This is a genomic window from Nocardiopsis valliformis DSM 45023 (genome assembly GCF_000340985.1).
Taxonomy (GTDB): domain Bacteria; phylum Actinomycetota; class Actinomycetes; order Streptosporangiales; family Streptosporangiaceae; genus Nocardiopsis; species Nocardiopsis exhalans.
In genome coordinates this window covers 178914-202962 of record NZ_ANAZ01000003.1, presented here as the reverse complement: position 1 = coordinate 202962, position 24049 = coordinate 178914, and the positions used below count along the sequence as shown (strand labels likewise).

18 protein-coding genes are annotated in these 24049 nt (G+C 70.0%); 13 read left to right on the top strand and 5 right to left on the bottom strand.

Translation table 11 applies throughout. From position 1 onward, the window contains the following. Positions 1-5 precede the first annotated feature (5 nt). Positions 6-1754 carry an ABC transporter ATP-binding protein gene (locus D457_RS0103595; RefSeq protein ID WP_017579275.1) on the bottom strand — a complete coding sequence of 583 codons (1749 nt, stop codon included), beginning with the start codon at positions 1752-1754 and terminating at the stop codon, positions 6-8. Next, on the bottom strand, positions 1747-3570 hold the full coding sequence (locus D457_RS0103590; protein ID WP_193374443.1) for an ABC transporter ATP-binding protein: 1824 nt from the start codon (positions 3568-3570) through the stop codon (positions 1747-1749). The genes D457_RS0103595 and D457_RS0103590 overlap by 8 nt, the downstream gene beginning before the upstream one ends. Positions 3571-3865: 295 nt before the next feature. Here D457_RS0103590 and D457_RS0103585 point away from each other — a divergent pair, with 295 nt between their 5' ends. Together D457_RS0103585 and D457_RS0103580 are read left to right on the top strand one after the other, a co-directional pair. Then, positions 3866-5422 carry an ABC transporter substrate-binding protein gene (locus D457_RS0103585; RefSeq protein ID WP_017579273.1) on the top strand — a complete coding sequence of 519 codons (1557 nt, stop codon included), beginning with the start codon at positions 3866-3868 and terminating at the stop codon, positions 5420-5422. Positions 5423-5505: 83 nt separating this feature from the next. Then, positions 5506-7476 (top strand): M3 family metallopeptidase, encoded by a 1971-nt coding sequence (locus D457_RS0103580; RefSeq protein ID WP_017579272.1) that lies wholly within the window; start codon positions 5506-5508, stop codon positions 7474-7476. 66 nt (positions 7477-7542) lie between these two features. On the opposite strand, the gene D457_RS0103575 is transcribed toward D457_RS0103580, so the two are convergent. Beyond that, complete coding sequence (locus tag D457_RS0103575) at positions 7543-10095, bottom strand: sensor histidine kinase (RefSeq protein WP_026116293.1); 2553 nt, start codon at positions 10093-10095, stop codon at positions 7543-7545. A gap of 207 nt (positions 10096-10302) precedes the next feature. Here D457_RS0103575 and D457_RS0103570 point away from each other — a divergent pair, with 207 nt between their 5' ends. The 7 genes from D457_RS0103570 (at position 10303) to D457_RS0103540 (ending at position 17282) form a co-directional block, all read left to right on the top strand. After that, positions 10303-10509, top strand: a complete 207-nt coding sequence (locus D457_RS0103570; RefSeq protein ID WP_017579270.1) for a hypothetical protein — start codon at positions 10303-10305, stop codon at positions 10507-10509. Further along, the gene (locus tag D457_RS34485) at positions 10506-10595 is read left to right on the top strand and encodes a potassium-transporting ATPase subunit F (RefSeq protein WP_017579269.1); all 90 of its coding nucleotides are present in this window, start codon (positions 10506-10508) and stop codon (positions 10593-10595) included. The genes D457_RS0103570 and D457_RS34485 overlap by 4 nt, the downstream gene beginning before the upstream one ends. Then, entirely contained in the window at positions 10595-12313 is a 1719-nt protein-coding gene (gene kdpA, locus D457_RS0103560) for a potassium-transporting ATPase subunit KdpA (RefSeq protein ID WP_017579268.1), read from the top strand. Before D457_RS34485 ends, kdpA begins: the two co-directional genes overlap by 1 nt. Positions 12314-12321: 8 nt before the next feature. Beyond that, positions 12322-14475: a potassium-transporting ATPase subunit KdpB gene (gene kdpB, locus D457_RS0103555; RefSeq protein WP_039830956.1), complete on the top strand. Its 2154-nt coding sequence runs from the start codon at positions 12322-12324 to the stop codon at positions 14473-14475. A 1-nt stretch (position 14476) separates the two neighbouring features. After that, positions 14477-15046 (top strand): K(+)-transporting ATPase subunit C, encoded by a 570-nt coding sequence (gene kdpC, locus D457_RS0103550; protein ID WP_017579266.1) that lies wholly within the window; start codon positions 14477-14479, stop codon positions 15044-15046. A 143-nt stretch (positions 15047-15189) separates the two neighbouring features. Beyond that, complete coding sequence (locus D457_RS0103545) at positions 15190-15900, top strand: response regulator (RefSeq protein ID WP_017579265.1); 711 nt, start codon at positions 15190-15192, stop codon at positions 15898-15900. Between the two features lie 77 nt (positions 15901-15977). Then, a complete protein-coding gene (locus D457_RS0103540; protein ID WP_017579264.1) occupies positions 15978-17282 on the top strand; it encodes a TrkH family potassium uptake protein in 1305 nt (434 codons plus the stop codon). Here the strand turns inward: D457_RS0103540 and D457_RS31785 are convergent. Next, complete coding sequence (locus D457_RS31785) at positions 17246-18298, bottom strand: ArsR/SmtB family transcription factor (protein ID WP_017579263.1); 1053 nt, start codon at positions 18296-18298, stop codon at positions 17246-17248. The genes D457_RS0103540 and D457_RS31785 overlap by 37 nt on opposite strands. Before the next feature lie 78 nt (positions 18299-18376). Here D457_RS31785 and D457_RS31780 point away from each other — a divergent pair, with 78 nt between their 5' ends. Further along, the gene (locus D457_RS31780; protein ID WP_051072852.1) at positions 18377-19639 is read left to right on the top strand and encodes an MFS transporter; all 1263 of its coding nucleotides are present in this window, start codon (positions 18377-18379) and stop codon (positions 19637-19639) included. Positions 19640-19679: 40 nt separating this feature from the next. Here the strand turns inward: D457_RS31780 and D457_RS0103525 are convergent, their stop codons facing one another. Next, positions 19680-20831, bottom strand: a complete 1152-nt coding sequence (locus D457_RS0103525; protein WP_017579261.1) for a glycerol dehydrogenase — start codon at positions 20829-20831, stop codon at positions 19680-19682. A gap of 320 nt (positions 20832-21151) precedes the next feature. Between D457_RS0103525 and D457_RS0103520 the strand changes: the two genes are divergently transcribed. The 3 genes from D457_RS0103520 to D457_RS0103510 all read left to right on the top strand — a co-directional run bounded on the left by D457_RS0103520 (position 21152) and on the right by D457_RS0103510 (position 24028). Beyond that, positions 21152-22144, top strand: a complete 993-nt coding sequence (locus tag D457_RS0103520) for a daunorubicin resistance protein DrrA family ABC transporter ATP-binding protein (RefSeq protein ID WP_017579260.1) — start codon at positions 21152-21154, stop codon at positions 22142-22144. Continuing rightward, a complete protein-coding gene (locus tag D457_RS0103515) occupies positions 22141-22977 on the top strand; it encodes an ABC transporter permease (protein ID WP_017579259.1) in 837 nt (278 codons plus the stop codon). The genes D457_RS0103520 and D457_RS0103515 overlap by 4 nt, the downstream gene beginning before the upstream one ends. A 130-nt stretch (positions 22978-23107) precedes the next feature. After that, positions 23108-24028, top strand: a complete 921-nt coding sequence (locus tag D457_RS0103510; protein ID WP_017579258.1) for an alpha/beta hydrolase — start codon at positions 23108-23110, stop codon at positions 24026-24028. The last annotated feature ends 21 nt before the right edge of the window (positions 24029-24049 follow it).

Genomic DNA, 24049 nt, shown 5'->3' with positions numbered 1-24049 from the left:
CCGGATCAGTCAGTGCCGTGCCAGGAGCTCCACAGGGCGGCGTAGGCCCCGCCCGCCGAGATGAGCTCCTCGTGCGGGCCCAGCTCGGTGATCCGACCGTCCGCGACCACGGCCACCCGGTCGGCGTCGTGCGCGGTGTGCAGGCGGTGCGCGATCGCGATCACCGTCCGGCCCTCCAGAACGGCCGCCAGTGAACGCTCCGTGTGCCGGGCCGCCCGCGGGTCCAGCAACGAGGTGGCCTCGTCCAGCACCACCGTGTGCGGGTCCAGCAGCACCACGCGGGCGAGCGCCACCTGCTGGGCCCGGGCCGGGTCCAGGGCCTGGCCGCCCGAACCCACTCGGGTGTCCAGGCCCTCGGGCAGTTCCCGCGCCCAGTCGGCGTCCACCGCGTCCAGGGCGCGCAGCAGGGTTTCGTCGGAGCCGTCGTCGCCCGGGGCGGCGATGGCCAGGTTCTCCCGCAGGGTCCCGGTGAACACGTGGTGTTCCTGGTTGACCAGCACGATTCGCTCGCGCAGTACCTCCGGGGAGAGTTCGGCGACCGGGACTCCGCCCAGCAGCACCCGTCCCGAACCGGGGACGTCCGCCCCGGACAGCAGGCGGCCGATGGTGGTCTTGCCCGCGCCGGAGGGGCCCACCACCGCGAGCCGCTCCCCGGGGCGCACCTCCAGGTCGACCCCGCGCAGCACGTCGTGCCCCGGAACATAGGCGTAGCGGACCCCGGACAGCTCGATCCTGTCGTCCGCCGGGACCCGGCCCGGTTCGGCGGACTCCTCCGGCAGCTGCTGCACGCCCCGCAGCCGCGCGAACGAGGCCCCGGCCCGCTGGAGCTCCTCCAGCCGCTGGGTGATGCCGATCATGGGGTCGATCAGCTGCTGTACGTACAGCAGACAGGTCACCAGCACACCGAGGCTGATCCCGCCGTTCATGTACAGCATCCCGCCCACCAGCAGCGTGACGGAGACCGGCAGCACGAAGACCGACTCGGCGACCGGGAACAGTACGGTCCGCAGCCGAAGGGAGCCCCGGCGGGCCCGGTACAGCACGCCGACGTCCCGGTCGGTCACCCCGCGGCGGTCCTCCTGGATGCCCAGGCCCTCCACGGTGCGGCCGCCCTCGGCGGTGGCGGTGCTGCTCTCCAACGCGGTGGAGAGCGCGGCACCCTCCGCGAGGTAGGTCTCGCGGGAACGCTTCAGGTACCAGTGCGCGGCGGGCCACATCAGCGGGAGCCCCAGCAGTGCGCACAGGCCCAGCAGCGGGTGGAACCAGGTGATCGCGACCACCAGCACCAGGGCCTGGAGCAGGGCCATGCTGATCTCCGGCAGTGCCCCGCGCAGGCTGGTGCCCACGGTCCCCACGTCGGCGGAGGCGCGTGTGGTGAGGTCGCCGGTGCCCGAGCGCTCCACCACCCGGGTCGGCAGGGACAGCACCCGGCCGACGAAGTCCTCGCGCAGGCGCCGCAGCACGTGCTCGCCGAACCGGTAGACGGCGCGGCGCGCGTAACGGGTCACCAGGAGCTGGACGCAGGCCGCGGCGACCACACCGGCGGCCAGCAGGTCCACCATGCCCGGGGTGGCGGTGCCGTCCTCCACCATGTTGATGATCCGGCCCAGCAGGTAGGGGCCGACCAGTCCGGCGCCGGTGGCCAGGCAGGTCAGCAGGACGACCCGGGTGACCCGTCGGCGCTCGGCGCCCAGCAGCTGGACGGTGTCGCGGCGTGCCTGGGCGCGGTCGGCGACCGGTAGTCGTTCACTCATGAGGGCTCTCCTTACCCAGGTCGCCGCGGAAGACCAGCGCCCGGTAGTCGGGGCGCTCGGCCAGCAGTTCGCCGTGGGTGCCGATCGCCGCCACCTTCCCGGCCACGAGCAGGACCACCCGGTCCGCCCGGTCCAGCAGCAGCGGTGAGGCGCCCGTGACCACGGTGGTGCGCCCGGCCCGTGCCTCGTGCAGCCGTTCGGCGATGGTGGACTCGGTGTGCGCGTCCACGGCGGAGGTGGGTTCGACCAGGAGCAGGATCTCGGGGGCGGCGAGCAGGGCCCGGGCCAGCCGGACCCGTTGGCGCTGGCCGCCGGAGAGGTTGCGGCCCTGGGGTTCGACCGCGGAGTCCAGGCCGTCGGGCATGGACGTGACCACGTCGTCAGCGCCCGCGACGTGCAGCGCGGAGTGGATTTCGGTGTCGTCACGGGTTCCGTGCGGGTCCAGGACCTCGCGCAGGGAACCGGCGAACAGGTAGGCGTCGTTATCGGAGACCAGGATCCGGTGGCGGACCTCGTCGAGCTCCAGGTCGCGCAACGGCACCCCGCCCCAGCTGGTGTCGGAGGCGGTGTAGCGGCCCAGCCGGTCCACGATGTCGGCGGTGTGGTGGCTGTCCGCGCTGACCAGGGCGGTGGTCCGGCCCGGCGGGACGCGCACCCCGGAGTCCGGTTCGATGAGCTCCGAGCCCTCCTCCGGGCCGGGGCGGTCCCTGCCGCTGCCGGTGTCCGGGGGCCGGAGGGTGAGCAGGTCGAGCGCCCGGCGTACGGAGACCAGCCCCTCGATCATGCTGTTGGCCCCTTCGATGAGGAAGAACACCGGCAGGATGAGGATGGCCACGTAGGCGTAGACGGCGACGGTCTCGCCGACGGTGATCTGCCCGGTCACGGTCAGGCGGGCGGCCACCCAGGTGACCGCGCCGAGGAAGACCACGGGCAGGCAGGCGCTCACGGCGTGGAACCAGCTGGTGGTCTCACTGACCCGGTAGCCCTGCTCCAACAGTTCCCCGGACCGTTCCTCATAGCGGCGGGCGAAGTGCGCCTTGCCGCCGATCCCGCACAGCACGCGCAGCCCGGACACGATATCCGCGGCCAGTGCTGTCGTGTTCCCCTGGTGCTCGCGGTAGACGCTCTGCCGCCCGTGCAGCCGCCCCATCAGCGGGCCGATGACCACGGCCAGCACCGGGACGCCGAGCACGACGATCGCGGCGAGCAGCGGGGAGATGGTGAACAGCAGGGCCGAGACGCCCGCGTAGGCGATGACTGCGCCCACCCCGGGGCCGGTCATGGTGAGGATGTTGGCGATTCTCAGGACGTCGCTGGCCTGCACGGTGGACAGCTCACCGGAGGAGACCCGGCGGGACAGGGAGGACCCCAGCACGGTGGAGTGCCGGGTGATCGCGCGCATGGTCCGGTGGGCGGCGTCCGTCCGGATCAGGGACATCGTCCGGTGCCGCAGGATCGACACGGTCGCGGTCGCCACGGCCACCGCGGCGGCGGTCCCGGCCCACAGGAAGAGCGCGCGGGGGTTCTCGGCACGCAGGCCGTCGTCGATCGCGCGGGCGAGCACGTAGGGCGGGAACACCAGCCCGACCATCCACAGGGTGCTGTAGAAGGTGCCGCGCAGGACTCGCCAGGGCTGTTCGGCGATCAGCCACCACACGAAGCGCAGCGGGCCGCGCAGGTCAGGAGCGCCGACGGGGGGAAGGGCCGAGCGGGGGAGCGGGCGGGTTCCCCAGGGGCCGGGAACACCCGTGGCACTGGGGGGAACGCCCGTCGCATCGGGCAAGTGACACCTCCGTGCGGGTTGGCTCACGCTCATGTAACCAGGGCTTCGCAAGGGGCCTTCGGCGGGGTCTGTCCGAGAGGGATGAGTGTGGGCCAGTGACGTTATTGGCGTGGTGTGACTGTTTCGGAACCCAGGTCCCGTATCCGACTAAGGGTCGAATAAGTCGCATCAGTGATTTTCGGCGATGCAAGGGAGGGAATTCTTATAACGCCTGAGTCACGAAAGGGGCTTTCGCTCATATATCGAGGAAAAACGCGCATCATAAATCCTTGATGGTCCAGCGGAGGCCCTGTGCCCCAGGAGCGCGGAAAAGGAGAGGTGGCCACGGATGGCGGACACGGGCGGCAAGGACTGGAAACGCGTCTTGCTCCTGGGGTTCGCGGGCGTACTCACCGTCGTCCTCGTCACGACCACCGTGGCCTTCTGGGACCAGTTCACCTGTGGCGGCCCCGGCAGCGGGGTCCGGGAGGTGGGCGGCGAGTGCGTCGGCGTCACCGACGGTTCCTTTCCCTTCGGGCCCGAGTTCGAGGACATCCAACAACGGATCAAGGCGGAGAACGACCGGGTCGCGGACCTGGCTGATGAGGAAAACCCCGTGGTCAGGGTGGCCTTTCTCGGTATTTTGACCTTCGGCGAGGTCAGCCCGATGGACCCCGAACGGATGCTCCGCTCATTGGAGGGCGCCTACACCGCCGTGCGGCGGGCCAACGACACCCAGAACTTCGGCGACCAGTCCCCGCAGATCCAACTGGTCCTGGCCAACGTGGGCAGCCGGCAGGAGCAGTGGGAGCCGGTGGTGGAACAGCTCGTGGCCATGTCCGACGACAGGGACCGGCCCCTGGTCGCCGTCACCGGCATGGGTGTGAGCGTCACCAGCACGCGCGACATCGCTGAGCGGCTGAACGAGGAGAGCATCCCCATGATCTCCTCCGCCGTCACCGCCGACGGGTTGGCCCACGGCCCCGGGGGGATCAACGACGGCGGCGACGAGGAGAACCCGGCGCTGCCCGGCGTGATCCGGGTGGTGCCCAGCAACAACGAATACGTCAGGGCGCTCGGCGACTACCTCGACGCCGAACCCGATCCGGTCCGGGCACTCATCGTGTACGACAACGACACCGATGAACGCGACCTCTTCGTGGACACGCTCCGCGAGGCCTACGAGGAACACCTCTCGGCTTACCTCGACGCCGACGACTACGAGCAGCCGTTCGAGGGGACCACGCTCGGTGACACCCCGAGCAAGGCGAAATTCAACATCATCGCCAGAAACGTGTGCAACACCGGGGTCAACACGGTCCTCTACGCCGGTCGCGCGCCTGACCTGGACGTCTTCCTGGACAGCCTGGACTCCATCCCGTGCCGGCTCGACGAACCCCTGCGCGTGCTGTTCGTCGCCACCGGCCTCAGCGCCGCCAACAACGAGAAGACCATGGGGATCGCGGAGGCGAACGACATTAACCTCGTGTACGCGTCCGGGTTCGACACCCGCTGGGAGACCGCTCCCCCCGGCTCGGAGGCTGTTCCCGAGGGGTACGAGAAGTTTCGGAACGCCTACCTGCACTATCTTCCGGACGCCGAGGTCGAAGGCCTTGTCAACGGTTACGCGCTGGCCAACCACGACGCCGTGGCGGTGGCCGCCAGCGCGGTGCGGATGACCAATGACGAGGAGGGGGTGGAGGGCCCCCTGACCCCCCGTGCGGTGCGGAGCATGTTGATGCTGCTCAACTCCGAGTACCCGGTCGAGGCCGGGGGCGGAACGCTCAGCTACAGATCGACCGGCAGCTCGGGTGAGGCGATCGGAAGATACGTCCCCATCGTCGAGCTCCCTCTGGGAGACAGCCGGGAGCCGCTTCCGGATCCGTACGTCATCGGAGCGAGCTGAGACCGCCCGCGGGTGACAGGCCGGTCGGCGGCAGGGTAGAACGGCACGAGCGCCCTACCCTGAAAAACGAGGAGCACCACCTCTTGACCGCCAACCCGTTCCTGTCACCCAGCGAACTCCCGTACCGGCTGCCCGACTTCGCGGCGGTCCGTGACGAGCACTACCTGCCCGCCTTCGAACAGGGCGTGGCCGAGCACCTCGCCGAGGTCGACGCGATCGCCCGCAACCCGGAGCCCGCGACCTTCGACAACACCATCGCCGCGCTGGAGCGCTCCGGAGCGACCCTCAAGCGGGTCGAGGTCGTGCTGCACACCCTGACCGGCTCCGACGCCACCGACGGCATCCGTGAGATCGAGGAGAAGATCGTCCCCCTCGCCGCCCGGCACCGGGACGCGATCTCCCTCAACCGCGAGCTGTGGGCCCGCATCCAGCAGGTCACCACCGACGACCCCCAGGAGTCCTGGCTGCTGGAGCGGTACCGACTCGACTTCGTCAAGGCCGGGGCCGACCTCGGCGACGAGGAGCAGGAGCGGCTGCGCGACCTCAACGCCCAGCTCGCCGAGCTCGGCACCGAGTTCTCCCGCAACGTCGTCAAGGCGACCAGCGAGAACGCCCTCGTCACCGCCGACGCAGCCGACCTGGACGGCCTGGACGAGGCCCAGATCAGCGCCATCAAGCAGGGCGACGAGTACGTCCTGCCGCTGCTGAACACCACCGTGCAGCCCGCCCTGGCCCAGCTCACCAACCGGGCCGTCCGCGAGCGCCTGTACACCCTGAGCACCGAACGCGCTCCGGAGAACCTGGAGATCGCCGCCCGCACGGCCGAGATCCGGGCGGAGCGGGCCCAGCTGCTGGGGTACCCCGACCACGCGGCGTACAAGGTCGCCGACCAGACCGCCAAGACCGTCGAGGCGGTCGAGGAGCGGCTCGCCCAGCTGGTCGGTCCGGCCCGCCGCAACGTCGAGAAGGAAGCCCGGGTCCTGGCCGAGCACGCCGGGCACGACATCGAGCCGTGGGACTGGCCCTTCTACACCGAACAGGTGCGTAAGGCCCGCTACGACTTCGACGAGAGCGTGCTGCGGCCCTACTTCGAACTCGGCCGGGTGATCGAGGACGGCGTCTTCCACGCGGCGACCCTGCTGTACGGGGTCACCTTCGCCGAGCGCACCGACCTCAAGGGCTACCACTCGGACATGCGCGTCTGGGAGGTGTTCGACGAGGACGGTACCGCGCTGGGCCTGTTCCTGCTAGACCCCTACGCCCGCCCGACCAAGCGCGGCGGCGCGTGGATGCACAACCTCGTCGACCAGTCGTTCCTGCTGGAAGAGAAGCCGGTGGTGGTAAACAACCTGAACATCACCAAGCCGGTGTCCGGGCCCACGCTGCTCACCTTCGACGAGGTCGAGACGGCCTTCCACGAGTTCGGCCACGCCATCCACGGGCTGCTGTCCGCGGTGCGCTTCCCCCGGGTTGAGGGCACCAGCGTGCCCCGCGACTTCGTGGAGTTCCCCTCGCAGGTCAACGAGATGTGGGCGCTCTGGCCGGAGATCCTGGCCAACTACGCCAAGCACCACGAGACCGGCGAGCCGGTGCCCACCGACCTCGTGGAGCGGCTGACCGCCGCCAGCCGGTTCAACCAGGGTTTCGGCACCTTCGAGTACCTCGCGGCCGCGCTGCTGGACTGGTCCTGGCACCGCTTGGCCCCCGGCGAGACCGTGGAGGACCCCGCGTCCTTCGAGGCCGAGGCGCTGGAAGCGGTCGGCGCCCTGCACCCGCTGGTCCGCCCCCGCTACCGGAGCACGTACTTCCAGCACATCTTCTCCGACGACGGCTACAGTGCGGGCTACTACTCCTACGTCTGGAGTGAGGTCCTGGACGCCGAGAGCGTCGAGTGGTTCAAGGAGAACGGCGGCCTCACCCGCGCGGGCGGCGACGCCTTCCGTGAGAAGGTGCTCTCCCGCGGCGGCAGCGTCGACCCGATGGAGGCCGTCACTGACTTCCTGGGCCGCGAGCCCCGCATGGAGCCCCTGCTCACCCGCAAGGGCCTGAACTAGTACCGCGGCAACCTGCCGTCGCGGTACCAGGAACCGGTACCGCGTCCTTCTCCGGCGGCGGGGCCCTTACGGCCCCGCCGCCTCCTGCGTGCACTCCGGCACCCGCAGGGTCAAACGCATCGTCAGCCCGCCGCCCGGGGTCGAGTCGGCCGCCAAGGAACCTCCCATGGCCTCGGCCAGACCCTGTGAGAGGGCCAGGCCCAGCCCGAGGCCGCTCTGGTTGTCGGAGTCACCCAACCGCTGGAACGGTACGAACATGCTCTGCCGGTCCTCCTCCGCGACACCGGGCCCGTGGTCGGCGACCAGCACCTCGATCCGGTCGCCGCTCCAGGACGCCGAGACCTCCGGAGGGCGGTCCCGCGGGCTGAACTTCAGGGCGTTGCCGATGATGTTGACCAGTACTCGGTCCAGCAGTCCCGGGTCGGCCACCGCGTCCGGGAGCTCTTCCGGAACCAGCACCCTTACCCCGTCCGCCGCGGCCCCGTCCAACTGGTCCAACGCGGAGAACACGGACTCCCGCACCTGTAGCGGGCGTGCCGTCACACCCAACACCCCGGCCTGGAGGCGGCTCATGTCCAGCAGGTCCGTCACCAGCCGGGTCAGCTGGTCCAGGGACTCGTCCGCCATCGACAGCAGCCCTTCCCGGTCCTGCTCGCTGAAGTCCACCTCGCGGCTGCGCAGACTGGTCACCGCCGCCTTGGCCGAGGCCAGCGGTGCTCGGAGGTCGTGACTGACCGCTGAGAGGAGGGCGGTCCGCATCCGGTCGGCCTCCGCGAGGGGTCTGGCCGCAGCGGCCTCCCGCTCCAGCCGCTCCTGACGGAGGGCGACCGCGGCCTGGACGGCGAAGACCTCGATGATCCTGCGGTCACCTGCCTCGGGCCGCCGGCCGCGCAGTACCAGGGTGAGGTCGTCGTCCACCGGTACCTCTGTGTCCTGCTCCGACGGGGAGAGGGGGTGGTCCTCGCCCGAGGCGGCGACCACCTCCCACCTCCGGCGGTCCTGGCGCTGGTCGGGACGCGCGGAGAAACCGGGCCTGCGCTGCAGGAGGGCCACCGAGGTCAGGGAGAAGGTCTCCCGCAGACGCTCCATCAGGGCCTCCAGCGGGCGTGAGCCCCGCAGGACGTTGCCGGCGACGGTCGCCAGAACCTGTGCCTCCGCCCCCGCCTGGGCAGCTTCCCTGGTACGGCGAGCCGCCTGGTCCACCACCACGCTCACCGATACGGCCACGACCACGAAGCCGACCAGGGCGAGGACGCTCTGCATGGAGGCGACGGTGAAGGTGAGGTAGGGCTCTGTGTAGAAGAAGTTGAGCACTGCGAAGCCGCTGACCGAGGTCAGCAGCGCGGGCCACATCCCCCCGACCAGGGCGACCACCGTCACTGTGGCGAACACCAGCGCGATCGCACTGCCCAGGAAGGCCTCGCTCGCCGGAGTGACGATGCCGAACCCCACGATGAGCAGGGCCAGCAGCGCCACCGCGCAGGCGAGCAACCGGCGGCGTCGGGAGAGCGCGGCCCGGCGGCCCGCGGGCGGCCGTGTCCCCGCGTGCTCATGTGTGACCAGGTGGACGTCGATCGGTCCGGACAGGGCCGTGGTGGCGGCCCCGATGCCGGGCGAGAGCAGTCGGGCGATCCGGCCGCGACGGCTGGCCCCCAGGACCAGCTGTGTCGCGTTGACCCCGCGTGCGAACGCGATCAGTGAGCGGGCCACGTCCTCGCCCAGGACCTGGTGATAGGTGCCGCCCAGATGTTCCACCAGGACGCGTTGCCGGGCCAGCAAGGCGGGGTCGGCTCCGGTGAGGCCGTCGCTGCGGGCCACGTGCACGGCCAGGAGGTCCGCGCCCCTGCCGCGTCGGGCGATGCGGGCCGCTCGGCGCAGTAGGGTCTCGCCCTCGGCCCCGCCGGTGAGCGCGACCACGACCCGTTCCCGGGTCTCCCAGGTGTCGGTCACACCGTGGTCGCTGCGGTAGCTCTCCAGCTCGTCCTCGACCCGGCCGGCCAGCCAGAGCAGGGCCAGCTCCCGCAGGGCGGACAGGTTGCCGCTGCGGAAGTAGTTGCCCAGGGAGGCGTCGATCTTCTCCGGCCGGTAGACGTTGCCGTGCGCGAGCCTCTTGCGCAGGGCCTCGGGGGTCATGTCGACCAGCTCGATCTGCTCGGCGGCGCGCACCCAGGCGTCGGGCACAGTCTCGCCCTGGCGGATCCCGGTGACTCGCTCCACGACGTCGTTGAGGGACTCCAGATGCTGGATGTTGAGCGTGGACAGCACGGTGATGCCCGCGTCCAGCAGCGCCTCGATGTCCTGCCAGCGCTTGGCGTTGCGGCTGCCGGGGACGTTGCTGTGCGCGAGCTCGTCGACCAGGACGACCTGGGGGCGGCGCTCCAGGACCGCCTCCAGGTCCATCTCCTCGAAGGAGCGGCCCCGGTGGGTGATCCGGGTGCGCGGGACCACTTCGAGGTCGTCGATCATCGCCTCGGTCATCACCCGACCGTGGCACTCGACGAACCCCACGACCACGTCCGCGCCGCGGTCACGGCGCCGGTGGGCCTCGTCCAGCATCCGGTAGGTCTTGCCCACCCCGGGTGCCGCCCCCAGATAGACCCGCAAGTTTCCACGTGTCACAGCAGTTCCTCCTCCGGAACCATCCTCACCGGTCGCCGTGCGTTTTTGGGGCGTTTGGCGCTAACTGTCCGCTAAATCCCCCCGGATGGACGTTAAGGGAGCGCTACCGGTGTGCCGCCCGCCGTCCTTGCCGACCCAACCTCGTCTGCGGCGCTCTCACGCCCCGGGGCGGTCGCACCCGCCCCGCGTTCGATCGAAGCAAGGAACATGGACGAGAACATGGCGGACCTACTCCTCCTGCTGACGGGTACGGGCTTCATCGCCCTGTGCGCCGTCTACGTGCGGATGTGCCAGCACCTCCTGGGTCCGGACCCGGAAGATCCCCATCCCGATCCGGTGGGACCCGCCGGGGCCCGCGGGGACGCGACGGACCACGCCGGGCGTACCGGCGTACAGAAGACGGTGACGTCATGAGTTGGGACGAGGCCCTCACCCTGGCCGTGGCCCTCCCCCTGGCCCTCTACCTGCTGGCCACCCTGCTCTTCCCGGAGAGGTTCTGATGAGTGCGACCGCATGGGCCCAGTTCGCCCTGCTGATCGCGGTGCTGTTGGCCACGGCTCCGCTGCTCGGCCGCTACATGGCCAAGGTCTACGGGTACGGCGAGGGCGTCAAGGCACCCGGCGACCGGTTCTTCCTCCCGGTGGAGAAACTGGTCTACCGGATCTGCCGGATCGACCCCGATAAGGAGCAGCACTGGACCAGGTACGCGCTGTCCCTCCTAGCCTTCAGCGCGGTGGGCTTCCTGGCCCTGTACGCGCTGCTGAGGGCCCAGGGAGCGCTGCCGCTCAACCCGCTCGGGCTGCCCGGTCTCGACCCCAACGTGGCGTTCAACGTCGCGGTCAGCTTCATGACCAACACCAACTGGCAGGCCTACGGCGGCGAGTCGACCATGTCGCACCTGAGCCAGATGAGCGGGCTCACGGTGCAGAACTTCGTCTCCGCCGCGGCCGGGATGGGGGTGATGGCCGCTCTCATCCGAGGTCTGGCCCGCCGAGGGGCCCGCACCGTCGGCAACTTCTGGGTGGACCTGACCCGGGGAGTCCTGCGCGTCCTGCTGCCGCTCTCCCTGCTGGTCTCGTTCGTACTGGTGAGCCAGGGGGTGATCCAGAACTTCAACGGGCACACCGCGGCGGCCACCCTGGAGGGAGGGGCCCAGGCGATCCCCGGCGGTCCTGCCGCCAGCCAGGTCGCCATCAAGCAGCTGGGCACCAACGGGGGCGGGTTCTTCGACATGAACTCAGCGCACCCCTTCGAGAACGCCACCGTCCTGAGTAACTTCGTCCAGACGTGGGCGATCCTCGTCATCCCCTTCGCGCTGGCCTTCGCCTTCGGCCACATGGTCCGGGACCGGCGCCAGGGGTGGGCGGTCTTCGGGATCATGTTCACCGTCTGGGCGACGTTCTCGCTGGTGATCATGGGGGCCGAGGGGGCGGGCAGCCCGCGGCTGGAGGCCATGGGGGTGGACCAGTCCGTCACGGCCGAGCAGTCCGGCGGCTACATGGAGGGCAAGGAGACCCGGTTCGGACCGGCGGCCTCCGGCCTGTGGGCCGCCTCCACCACCGGGACGTCCAACGGGTCGGTCAACGCCATGCACGACAGCCTCACCCCGCTCGGTGGCGGAGCGACCATGCTGCACATGATGTTCGGCGAGCTCAGTCCGGGCGGTGTGGGCGTGGGACTCAACGGCCTCCTGGTGATGACCGTCCTGACGGTCTTCATCGCCGGACTGATGATCGGACGCACCCCGGAGTACCTCGGAAAGAAGATCACCTCCACTGAGATCACCCTGGTCATGCTGTACGTCCTGGCCATGCCGGTGGTCCTGCTGGGGTTCGCCGCGGCCACGGCGGTCAACAGCGCCGCCCTGGCCTCACTCGGCAACCAGGGGCCACACGGACTGTCGGAGATCCTCTACGGCTACGCCTCCACCGCTAACAACAACGGGTCGGCGTTCGCGGGCCTGGACTCCTCGACCTGGTGGTACACGGTCACGATGGGCATCGCCATGCTGGTCGGCCGGTTCCTGCTCATCATCCCGGTCCTGGCGCTCGCCGGGTCGCTGGCCCGAAAACGACCGGTCCCCGCCACGGTCGGAACCCTGCCCACGCACACCCCGCTCTTCGCCGGGCTGACCGTCACCGTGGTCGTGATCGTCGCAGGTCTGACCTTCCTCCCCGCCCTCTCCCTCGGCCCCCTCGCCGAACACTTCACACTGTGAGCACCCACATGGACGAGAACACACCCTCCCCCCGACCGGGGGGAACCGCCACCGCCCCCTGCCCCCCCGACACACCGGACGCACCCCGCTCCGAGGAGGGGCCGGTACCAGTACCGACCCACGGATCACTGACCTCGGGACCGGTCCTGCGCCGCGCACTGGTCGAGGCGCTGCGCAAGCTCGACCCACGAACCCTGGTACGCAACCCCGTCATCTTCGTGGTGATGGTCGGCAGCGTGCTGTCCACGGTGGTGTTCCTGGTCAACGCCGGGACGACGGACACCCGAGGACTGGTCTTCGGTGCCCTGATCACCTTCTTCCTGTGGGCGACGGTGCTGTTCGCCAACTTCGCGGAGGCCCTGGCCGAAGGCCGGGGCAAGGCCCAAGCGGACGCCCTGCGGGCCGTGCGCGGAAGCACGACCGCCCTGGTCCGACACCCCGACGGCACCACCGAACGCGTCCCGGGAACCGAGCTACGGGTCGGTGACACGTGCGTCGTCGCGGCGGGGGAGACCATCCCCGGAGACGGCGAGGTGGTCGAGGGCGTCGCCAGCGTGGACGAGTCCGCCATCACCGGTGAGTCCGCGCCCGTCATCCGTGAGTCCGGGGGAGACCGCTCCGCTGTCACCGGCGGAACCACCGTGCTCTCCGACTCCATCGCCGTGCGCATCACCAGCCGCCCCGGCGACACCTTCCTGGACCGCATGATCTCCCTGGTCGAAGGAGCCGAACGCCGACGCACCCCCAACGAGATCGCCCTCAACATCCTGTTGGGCGGGCTCACCCTCATCTTCCTCATCGCGGTGGTCACCCTCCAGCCGATGGCCGTCTACTCGCAGGCACGGCAGGACCCCCTCGTCCTGGTAGCCCTCCTGGTCTGCCTGATCCCCACGACGATCGGCGCCTTGCTGTCGGCGATCGGCATCGCGGGCATGGACCGGCTGGTGCGCCGCAACGTACTGGCCACCTCCGGGCGGGCTGTGGAGGCGTCCGGTGACATCACCACACTGCTGCTGGACAAGACCGGCACCATCACCCTGGGTAACAGGCAGGCTGCCGAGCTCCTGCCCCTGCCCGGTGTGCCGGACGATCAGCTCGCCGCTGCCGCGCACCGCTCCAGCCTCCCGGACGGCACGCCCGAGGGCCGATCCATCGTGGACTTCACCGCGGCCCGGTACCCCGGACTCCGGCGGCCGGAAGAGATCGGCGGAACCCCGGTGCCCTTCACCGCCCAGAGCCGGATGAGCGGCCTGGACGAGGACGGCCGCCTGGTCCGCAAGGGAGCGGTCGACGCCGTCGCCCGCTGGGTATGCGAGAACGGCGGCGAGGCGCCCGCGGAACTGGATCGGCTGTCCGCGGCGGTGGCCGACCAGGGCGGCACCCCGCTGGCCGTCGCCGAGGTCCCCGGGGCGGGCGCCCCGGCCCGGGCGCTCGGGGTCGTCCACCTCAAGGACACCGTCAAACCGGGCATGCGCGAACGTTTCGCGCAGCTGCGCGCCATGGGCATCCGTACGGTCATGGTCACCGGAGACAACCGGCGCACCGCCGCCGTCATCGCCGACGAGGCGGGGGTGGACGACTACCTGGCCGAGGCCACCCCCGAACGCAAACTGCGGCTGATCCGCCAGGAGCAGGACGGCGGGGCGCTCGTGGCCATGACGGGTGACGGTACCAACGACGCCCCCGCGCTGGCCCAGGCCGACGTGGGCGTGGCGATGAACACGGGCACCCAGGCCGCCCGGGAGGCCGCCAACATGGTCGACCTCGACTCGGACCCGACCAAGCTCATCGACATCGTCCAGGTCGGCAAACAGCTGCTCATCACCAGAGGGGCGCTGACCACCTTCTCCATCGCCAACGACGTCGCGAAGTACTTCGCGATCCTGCCCGCGATGTTCGCGGCGGCCCTGCCCGGGCTGGAGAGCCTCAACATCATGGGCCTGCAGTCGGCGGAGTCGGCCATCCTCTCCGCGGTGGTCTTCAACGCCCTGGTCATCATCGCGCTCGTGCCGCTGTCGCTGCGCGGAGTGCGTTTCCGGCCCGGATCGGCCACCACAGCGCTGAGGCGCAACCTGCTGGTGTACGGCCTGGGCGGACTCATCACGCCGTTCGTCGCCATCAAGGTCATCGACACGGCCATCATCGCGTTGGGAGTGCTCTGACATGGTCCGCAACCTCATCACGGCCGCGGGCATGCTCGCGCTGTTCACCCTCGTGACCGGACTGGCGTACCCGCTTGCGGTCACCGGGGCGGCCCAGGCCGTCTTCCCCCACCAGGCCAACGGCTCCCTGCTGGAACGGGACGGCCGGGTCGTGGGCTCGGAGCAGCTCGCCCAGGGCTTCACCGGTCAGGGGTACTTCCACCCGCGTCCCTCGGACGTGGACCACGACGGCGCGGCCAGCGGCGGCGCCAACCTCGGCCCCCTGGACGAAGGGCTGCTGGAGGACTTCGCCGCCCGAGCCGAGGAGTACCGGGCCGTCAACGGGCTCGCGGAGGACCACCAGGTCCCCGTGGACGCCGTCACGGCGTCGGCCTCGGGGCTGGACCCGCACATCTCGGTGGCCAACGCCCGGCTCCAGGCCGACCGGGTCGCCGAGGCCAGGGGGGTTCCGCACGAGGACGTGGAGGCCCTGATCGGGGAGCACACCGCACCGCGCGCCGCCGGAGTGCTGGGCGAACCAGGGGTCAACGTGCTCAACCTCAACCTCGCCCTGGACGAGGCGGCCCCCTGAACCGGAGGAGCGCCCGCGGGGTGTGCGCCGGGCTCTGCCCGGTGCGCACCCCTTACCATCTTGACGCCGGACGAAAGCGGCGAAACACCAGTTCAGGCGCCCCTGAGAGAAGGACGCACCGACTTCGTGAAGAACGGATCCGTATGAACGAGCGGAACACCGCCGCGCCGGCGGTCCTGGTCGTCGACGACGACCCCCGTCTGCTCAGGGCGCTCGATCTCAACCTGCGGGCGCGGGGCTACACCGCCCTGATCTCCGACACCGGGGAGCACGCGCTCAAACTCGTCGCACACCACCGCCCCGACCTCGTACTACTCGACCTGGGACTACCGCAGATGAGCGGTTTGGATGTGATCCGGGGGCTGCGTGGCTGGACGGACGTACCCATCGTCGTCCTGTCCGGTCGCGATACCGAGCCGATGAAGGTCCAGGCTCTGGACCTGGGCGCCGACGACTACGTCGTCAAGCCGTTCGGTATGGACGAACTCTTCGCCCGGATCCGTGCGGCTATGCGCAGGACCACGGCCACGGAGGAGAAGGTGTCGGTGGCGACCGAGGACTTCACCGTCGACCTGGCCGCGCAGCGGATCACCAGGAACGGGGAGGCCGTGCAGCTCACTCCCAGGCAGTGGCACATCGTGGAGGTACTGGTGCGCAACCGCGGCAGACTCGTCACCCACCGGCAGCTGCTCCAGGAGGTCTGGGGCCCCAACTACGGGCGGGAGACCAACTACCTGCGGGTGTTCATGACCAAGATCCGGCAGAAGTTGGAACCGGACCCGCCCAGACCCCGCTACTTCCTCACCGAGCCGGGTCTGGGGTACCGCTTCAGGACGACGGAGGAAGACTCGTGATCCTGGGTCGACGCCTTCGGTCGGGGTCCGGGCTCCGGAAGGGAAGGTGGTTCTGGGCGAGTCCTCCCCAGTTCACCGTGGTGGCCTTCGCTGCCCTGGTGCTGTTGGGCACGGGGTTGCTCTCGCTTCCCCAAGCCACCGAGACCGGTGAGCCCGCGGCTCCGTCCACGGCCCTGTTCACCGCCGTCTCCGCGGCGAGCGTTACGGGGCTGGTGGTGGAGGACACCTCCGGGTATTGGTCCGTTCTGGGCGAGGTGACGATCCTCCTGCTGATCCAGGTCGGCGGTTTCGGAGTCATGGCCCTGGCCACAGTGCTGGCTCTGGTGGTGGGCCGCCGACTGGGCCTGCGGATGGCCGTCTACACCGGTACGGAGGCCAAGGGGGTCTCCCTGGGCGAGGTACGCCAACTGGTCACCGGGGTGCTCTACGTGACCCTGATGTTCGAGGGCGCGCTGGCGGTCCTGCTGACCCTGCGCTGGTGGCTCGCCTACGACCTAAACTTCTTCAGCGCTCTGTACACGGGGATCTTCCACTCGATCTCGGCGTTCAACAACGCCGGGTTCTCCCTCTACTCCGACAGCATGGAGGGGTTCGCCACGGATCCGTGGATCACGGTGCCCATCGCCCTGGCCGTCATCGCTGGCGGGCTCGGCTTCCCGATCTGGGTGGAGCTGTGGCGGTTCTCCCGGAAGCGGGGGGAAGCACGGCACTGGTCGGTGCACGCCAAGCTGACGGCCGGGATGTCGGCGGCGCTGCTGCTGATCGGACTTGCGGCCTTCCTCGCCCTGGAGTGGAACAACCCGGCCACCATGGGGGCCCTGAACGTGCGGGAGAAGCTGTTGACCGGTTTCTTCCAGGCGGTCATGCCTCGCACCGCCGGCTTCAACAGCCTGGACTTCGGTGCGATGAACACCCAGACGCTCCTGGTCACGGACATCCTGATGTTCATCGGCGGCGGCAGCGCGGGCACCGCGGGCGGTATCAAGGTCACCACTTTCGCGGTCCTGATGCTGGTGATCTACAGCAACGTGCGCGGTGAGCCCACGGTGCACGCGGCCGGTCGCCGGTTGAGCCAGGCCACGGTGTCACAGGCCACCACCGTCGCACTGCTGTCGCTGGGGCTGGTGCTGTCCGCGACTCTCGCCCTGATGACGATCACGCCGTTCACCCTGGATCAGATCCTCTTCGAGACCACTTCGGCCTTCGCGACCGTCGGTCTGTCCACCGGCATCACCGGTGACCTGCCGGTGCTGGGGCAGATGATCCTGGTGTTCCTGATGTTCGTCGGTCGGATCGGCCCCATCACCCTGGCCTCGGCACTGGCCATGCGGCGGCGTAGCCGGGCCTACGAGCTCCCCGAGGAGCGTCCGATCGTGGGCTGATCCGCAGGCTTGGCCGCACCTGCACCCGCACCCGGATCCGGACGGACCCCGGCGACCAGGGCCTCACCGACGCCGGTGCGTGCGTGCAGGACGTAGCGGCCGGTGCGGTGAGCGCTCACCAACCCCGCTCGGCGCAGTGCCGTCAGGGCCTCCGAGACCGAAGCCTTCGACCTCCCGGTGCGCCGGGCCAGGTCCCCGTGGCTCGCGGGAGTGTCCAGCTCGGACAGCAGCAGTGCCCGGGTCCGTCCGAGTACCCCGGCCAGGGCTTCGGGGACCGCGGACGTCCGCCGCTCCCAGAGGGTGCCCACACCGCGTGCGGGGTAGCGCACGGTCGGCGGGGCCAGTGGCGAAAGGATGTGCCACACACCCGGATGGACGAACACCGACGGGGTCAGGACCAGGCCGCGTCCGTCCAGGTCGCGCGGGCCGTCGACCACCTTGCTCGGCACTCGCAGGGTCGGGCCCTTCCAGCGGATACGAGGGTCCAGGTCCGCGAACGCATGGCCCACGCCCCCCTCCGCCAGCCGACGGGCGCGGTAGAGCACCTCGCCCTCCAACAGTGAGAGCACGCGGGGCCAGTAGGGCGCGACCGCTGTCTCCCAGTAGGCCTCGACCTCGTCGGCCAGCTGCCGCAGCCCGTCCTCCGGTTCGTCCCGCAGACGGTCCACTTGGGGGCCTCGGACCTCGGAGACCAGTTCCAGCGAGGCGCGCACGAACTCCGCTGACTGGGCGCGCACCGAGGCCAGCTCCAGGGGCAGGTCCGGCATGGCGAGGGAGGGCACGGGGCACACCAGGGCAGGTACGATCCGCGAACCCGGGCGAACCAGCTCGCTGAACATCGGCCACTCCCGTTCCGAGCTCCTGACCCGGTCCGAGACCTCCCCGGCCCACACCCGGTGCACCGGATCCGGGGCGGCCCTGGTCAGCTGGATGCGCGCGGCCACCACCTCCCAGAGCGGGGAGACGGCGAACCGGCTGCCGGTGATCTCCTCGGTGCTGAAGGTCAGCTCGATCATCACGCCTCCGCCGCGGTCGCAGATCGGCCATGTCCGAACTCATGGTGCCCCAGGTGTCGGTCCGCGCACCATGCCCGTATGACCACGACCAGTCCCGAATCCACCCCAGGATCCGCCCGCGGGCCGTTCGCGTCCGTAGGCTTCCGCCGCTTTTTCGCCGCCCGCACCATGGCCGACACGGGTACCGAGGTCGGCGCCCTGGCGATGCCGCTGCTCGCGGTGCTCACCCTGGACGCCACCCCCGGCCAGGTGGGCCTGCTGGGCGCCCTCACCACCGCCGCCTACCTGATCATCGGCCTGCCCGCGGGGGTCTGGACCGACCGGCTCCGCCGCCGCCCGGTGATCGTCGTCAGCCAGTTCCTGCACGGCCTGATCCTGCTGTCGATCCCGCTCGCCTGGGCGCTGGGGGGCCTGACCCTCACCCAGCTCTACGTGTGCGCTCTCCTGGGCGGAGCGGCGGCGCTCTTCTCACGCGTCGCCCAGCAGGGTTTCCTGCCCGCCCTCGTCGGCCGGGACCGGCTGATGCCCGCGAACGCCGCGCTCACCGGCCTGCAGTCCACCGCGATCCTGGTCGGGCGGGGCGGCGGGGGTTACCTGGTGCAGTTCCTGGGCTCCCCCGTCGTCCTGCTGCTCAACGGCCTTGCCCAATGCGCGTCGTCACTGCTCACTGCTGCTGTCCGGGCCCAGGAGCCACGACCGGAGCGGAGCGACCGCCGCCTTCTCACCGAGATCCGCGAGGGGGTGCGGTACGTGTTCGGCCACGAGATCCTGCGACCGATCGCCGCGTCCACCCTGATCGTCAACCTCGGCCTGAGCCCGCTGATCGTGATGGCACCGGTCCTGATCGTCACCGACCTCGGCCTGGGCGAAGGGCGCGCGGGCCTGTTCTTCATGGTCGGCGCGGTCGGGGTCCTCCTCGGCTCGATGGCCTCCACACGCCTGGCCGCTCGCCTCGGTACCGGGCGGACCCTGCTGCTCACCTCATGTGTCACCGGGATCGGCGCTCTGGCAGTGCCCTTCCTGACCGCCACCAATTTCTGGGCGGTCAGCGTGATCTGGGCGCTCTCCCAGTTCGGGATCGGAACGCTCAACGTCGTCCAGGTGACCCTGCGCCAGCGGCTCACCCCGGACCGGATGCTCGGCCGGATGACCGCGACCCTGCGGTTCCTGATGACCGGATCCCTCACCGTCGGGGCCCTGTACGCGGGCGCGGTGGCTGAGCTCTGGGACGTGCGCACCGCCCTCGCGGTGGGCGCCGTGGTCAGCCTGCTCGGCTGGATCCCCCTGGCCCTGTCCCGCCTGCGCGGCCCCGACCCACAGGGCGGCTACGGCCCTCAGTGACTGTGGCGGGCCGGGTGAACCGGGGTGATCCGCTCCGGGCTCAGTCCTTCTCCGGTGCCTTGGGCGCGCCCAGTCCCACGCGTTCCCTGACCCTGCGGCCGACCCCTTCCACCGCGCGGAGCGCGTCGCGCACGTCCCGGTGGGAGGGGGTGAACGGCAGGTTGTGGATGGTCTCCTCGGGGGCCATGGTGGCCTCGACCACCCGGTCCAACAGCGCGTCGTCGGCATCGCCCAGACCCGCCTCGGTGAGCGTGGTGGGCAGGCCCGCCCGCGCGGTGAACTCGGCGAACTCCTCTACCTCGGCGGTGGCGGCGCCCTCCAGGAGCAGTTGGGTGAGGGAACCGATGTTGACCTTCTCGCCGTGGGCCAGGTGGTGGGTCTCGTCCACCGCGGTGAGGCCGTCGTGCACCGCGTGCGCGGCGGCCAGCCCACCCGACTCGAAGCCCAGCCCGGACAGCAGGGTGGTGGCCTCCACCACCGCCTCCACGTCAGGGGTCACCAGGTTCCGTTCCACGGCGTCCAGCGCGGGCAGGGCGGACTCCCACAGGATGTCCCAGGAGAGCTGGGCCAGCGCGGTTCCGGCCCTGGTGGGGAGCCCGTTCACCATGTTCGGGGCGTCGGTGCCCCGCAGGGCGCGGGCCTCGATCCAGGTGGCCAGGGCGTCGCCGACCCCCGCCGCGAGGAACTTGGCGGGGGCCTGTGCCACCAGCTGGGTGTCGACCACCACCAGCGCGGGGTTGCGGTCGTAGAAACGGTAGGACTCGAAGGCGCCCTCCTCCGTGTAGACCACGGAGAGCGCGGAGGTGGGCGCGTCGGTGGAGGCCACGGTGGCGGCGCTCACCCAGGGCACCCCGGCGTTGTCGCCCGCGGCCTTGGCGGCGTCGATCGCCGCCCCGCCGCCCAGACCCACGATCACGTCGTGGCCGTTCTCCTCGATGACCTCGCCGACCCGTTCGGACTCGGCTCTGGTGGGGATTCCGCCGAATCGCTCGAAGGTCAGCGGCACATCGGCTTCCTTGAAGGAGCGCGTCAACGTGTCGTCGACCAGGTCCCGCACCACGTCGTCGGTGAGGATCAGGGGTTTGTACCCCAGTTTGCCGACCAGAGCGCCGAGCTGCTCCATCGCGCCCCGCCCCTGGACGTAGCGGTCGGGTGAGGCGAAGACGCGCAGGGACGGAGTGTTTGGGCTCATGTAAGTCTCCTCCCGTGGATGGTGGCCTCCCTCCCCTGCCTGGCCGTTCGCCGCCCAGCCCAAACATCGCGCGGCGGAGATTGCCTCGCTCTTTACCTCCGTCCGGGCCGACCGGTTTCGTCCTTTCCCTGCTGATCGGGCCGAGTACGTCCCAAGCGTGCCTCTATTCCTTCTTCCTAACGTCTGTGGAGGGAGGGTCGAAGACACGTTTCGTACAACGTACGGGAATTTTTGCGGAATCCCTTGCGTCCATGATTCCGTATGCCGTACTGTACAGCGTACGACAAGCAGGGTCGGTTGCTGGCTCTGAGGAGGATGCTTTGGATTCGACCGAGTTCGCGGTCACGGCACAAAACCTGGGCAAGAGGTATGGCAAGGCCTGGGCGTTGAAGGGCTTCAACCTGAATGTGCGACGCGGCACGGTGTGCGGTCTGCTCGGCCCCAACGGGGCGGGCAAGACCACGTCGGTGCGCATTCTGACCACACTGCTGCGCCACGACGAGGGCAGTGCCCGGGTCGCCGGGTACGACATCGCCACCCAGGACGTTCAGGTACGGCATCAGATCGGGCTGGTGGGGCAGAACGCGGCCGTCGACGAGGTGCTCAGCGGCCGTCAGAACCTCGAGATGTTCGGGCGGCTCTACCATCTGGGCGCTCGACAGGCCGGACGCCGCGCTGACGAGCTGCTTGAGCAGTTCCGGCTCACCGACACCGGCAAGAAGGCGGTCAGTGCCTACTCCGGGGGCATGCGGCGCCGCCTCGACCTGGCGGCCAGCATGATCCTCTCCCCGCCGGTGCTCTTCCTGGACGAGCCCACGACGGGGCTGGACCCCCGTAGCCGCAACGAGGTGTGGGCGGCGGTCCGCGGGCTGGTCAGCGAGGGCACGACGGTGCTGCTCACCACCCAGTACCTGGAGGAGGCCGATCAGCTCGCGGACCGGATCTCGGTGATCGACTCCGGCACCGTCGTCGCGGAGGGGACCCCCGGGGACCTGAAGACCCAGATCGGCGGAGACCGGATCGACGTCGTCGCGCACGACACCGAGACCCTGGCGGAGATCGCGCGGATCATGGAGCGGGTGGCTGGCGGACAGCCGTCGGTCGAGAGTGACACCCGGCGGATCAGTGTCGGCGTAGACAACCGCGTCACCGCGCTCACCGAGGTGGCGAGGGCGCTGGAGGGCGCCGGGATCGCTGTTGAGGATATTGCCCTGCGGCGTCCGACCCTGGACGAGGTGTTCCTGCACCTCACCAGTGACGGTACGGCCGCCTCCCAGACTCCCGAGACTGCCCAGGAGGCCTCAGCCCGATGAACGACACCAAGATCGCGGCCCAGGTCGGGTCGCCCAACACCGGCGGCAGGCTCCGGTGGGCGCTCGTGGACGGGTGGACCGTCACCCGCCGAGACCTCATCCACTGGGTGCGCCAACCCGGACAGCTGATCGCCGGGCTGTTGTTTCCCGTGGTCATGGTGCTGATGTTCGGATTCCTGTTCGGCGGTGCGATGATCGTGCCCGGAGGCGGGAACTACCGCGAGTTCCTGATGCCCGGCATGTTCGCCATGGCGATGGTCTTCGGCATCGGGGAGACCGTCACCGCCGTCGCCCATGACGCCTCCCGCGGGGTCACGGACCGCTTCCGCTCCATGCCGATGGCGCCCTCAGCGGTGGTGGTTGGCCGCTGCGTCGCGGACATGCTCAAGTCCACCATCACCCTGTTCCTCCTCATCGGATGCGGTCTGCTGGTGGGCTGGCAGTGGAACGGTACGGCCGGCGAGGCCGCCGCCGGGATCGGGCTGCTCCTGCTGCTCCGTTTCTCCCTGGTCTGGATGGGCATCTACGTCGGCCTGGTGATGCGGGGCGAGAGCGCCATCATGGCCGTGCACACGCTGGAGTTCCCGCTGGGATTCCTCTCCAACGCCTTCGTTGCGACCGCCACCATGCCGCTGTGGTTGGGCACGATCGCGGACTGGAACCCGCTGTCCTCGACCGTCGCCGCCACCCGCGAGCTGTTCGGCAACCCCGGTTGGGGCGGCGACAGCTGGATCGTGCAGAACGCGATCCTGATGGCGGTCGTCTGGCCGCTGGTCATCGTCGCGATCTTCTTCCCGCTGTGTGTTCAGCGGTTCCGAAGGCTCGGTCAGTAGCTGACGGACCCCCACCCCGGCTATGGCGGTGCCACCGTCCGGCACCGCCATGGCCCGTACCCGAGGAGTACCGATGTCCACTGCTGGATCGACGGAGAGACAGGACCTGAGGCCTTCGAAGGTCGAGGTCATGATCAGTGTGTCCCTCGCCCCTGGCCTGCCCTGCGACCACGTGGTCGCGGGGCTGCTGACTCTCCCCGGCGGGGAACCCGCGGGCACCGTGCAGCTGCTGGTTCCCGGGGGCACGTATGGAAGCGAGTACTGGCTGACGCGCGGTGACCCGGACCGTCCCTCCTACACCGAGGCCATGGCCGAGGCCGGATACGCGACACTGGCCGTGGACAGGTTCGGTGCCGGGGAGAGGAGCTCGGTCCCGCCCTCGGGTGGGTTCCGCAAGGGGACCCACGTCCATGTGGTGTCACAGATCGCGAGCCGGCTCCGCGGGAACGGTGTCGCCGGGTTCCGGTTCGACCGTGTCGTCCTGGTCGGGCACTCCTACGGTTCCACCCTGGCGCGCTCCCTGGCGATCAGGGAGCCGGATGCGGTTGACGGCCTCATCCTGACGGGGGAGTGCAGCAAGCCAGACGAGGCGGCCTTCGCGGAGTTCGAGTCCGCCCTGTGCGCGGCGGACCAGGACCCCCGGTTGGCTGACCGGGGCGTTGACGCCGGTTACTACACGACCAGGCCCGGTACGCGTGAGGAGTGGTTCTACCATGCCCCCACTGCGGATCCCGAGGTCATCGCGGCCGACGAACGGGCCAAGGCGGCTGACGTTTACAGCGAGGACTTCCCCTTGCCCACCGAGAATGCGGCCATCAGGGTTCCGGTCCTCATCGTGGTCGGTGAGAACGACCGCCTGCTGTGCGGCGAGGGTGGAACCGATTCCGCCAGCTCCACCGGGTTCCTGGAGCAGGAGTCGAGGTGGTACTCCCCTGAGGCCCGCCTGGAAGCCTTGATCGTGCCCGACACGGGGCACGCCCTCAACCTGCACCGGACCGCGCACCTCTGGTTCTCCGCGGCACGGGAGTGGTGTGACCGTCACGTTGGCTAACAGCGAGAAAGGGGCACTGAG

Excerpts from the sequence above, each read along its gene's own strand:
- D457_RS0103595 (WP_017579275.1), bottom strand. The coding sequence starts at position 1,754 with ATGAGTGAACGACTACCGGTCGCCGACCGCGCCCAGGCACGCCGCGAC.
- D457_RS0103590 (WP_193374443.1), bottom strand. The coding sequence starts at position 3,570 with ATGAGCGTGAGCCAACCCGCACGGAGGTGTCACTTGCCCGATGCGACG.
- D457_RS0103585 (WP_017579273.1), top strand. The coding sequence starts at position 3,866 with ATGGCGGACACGGGCGGCAAGGACTGGAAACGCGTCTTGCTCCTGGGG.
- D457_RS0103570 (WP_017579270.1), top strand. The coding sequence starts at position 10,303 with ATGGACGAGAACATGGCGGACCTACTCCTCCTGCTGACGGGTACGGGC.
- D457_RS34485 (WP_017579269.1), top strand. The coding sequence starts at position 10,506 with ATGAGTTGGGACGAGGCCCTCACCCTGGCCGTGGCCCTCCCCCTGGCC.
- kdpA (WP_017579268.1), top strand. The coding sequence starts at position 10,595 with ATGAGTGCGACCGCATGGGCCCAGTTCGCCCTGCTGATCGCGGTGCTG.
- kdpB (WP_039830956.1), top strand. The coding sequence starts at position 12,322 with ATGGACGAGAACACACCCTCCCCCCGACCGGGGGGAACCGCCACCGCC.
- kdpC (WP_017579266.1), top strand. The coding sequence starts at position 14,477 with ATGGTCCGCAACCTCATCACGGCCGCGGGCATGCTCGCGCTGTTCACC.
- D457_RS0103545 (WP_017579265.1), top strand. The coding sequence starts at position 15,190 with ATGAACGAGCGGAACACCGCCGCGCCGGCGGTCCTGGTCGTCGACGAC.
- D457_RS31785 (WP_017579263.1), bottom strand. The coding sequence starts at position 18,298 with ATGATCGAGCTGACCTTCAGCACCGAGGAGATCACCGGCAGCCGGTTC.
- D457_RS31780 (WP_051072852.1), top strand. The coding sequence starts at position 18,377 with ATGACCACGACCAGTCCCGAATCCACCCCAGGATCCGCCCGCGGGCCG.
- D457_RS0103525 (WP_017579261.1), bottom strand. The coding sequence starts at position 20,831 with ATGAGCCCAAACACTCCGTCCCTGCGCGTCTTCGCCTCACCCGACCGC.
- D457_RS0103515 (WP_017579259.1), top strand. The coding sequence starts at position 22,141 with ATGAACGACACCAAGATCGCGGCCCAGGTCGGGTCGCCCAACACCGGC.
- D457_RS0103510 (WP_017579258.1), top strand. The coding sequence starts at position 23,108 with ATGATCAGTGTGTCCCTCGCCCCTGGCCTGCCCTGCGACCACGTGGTC.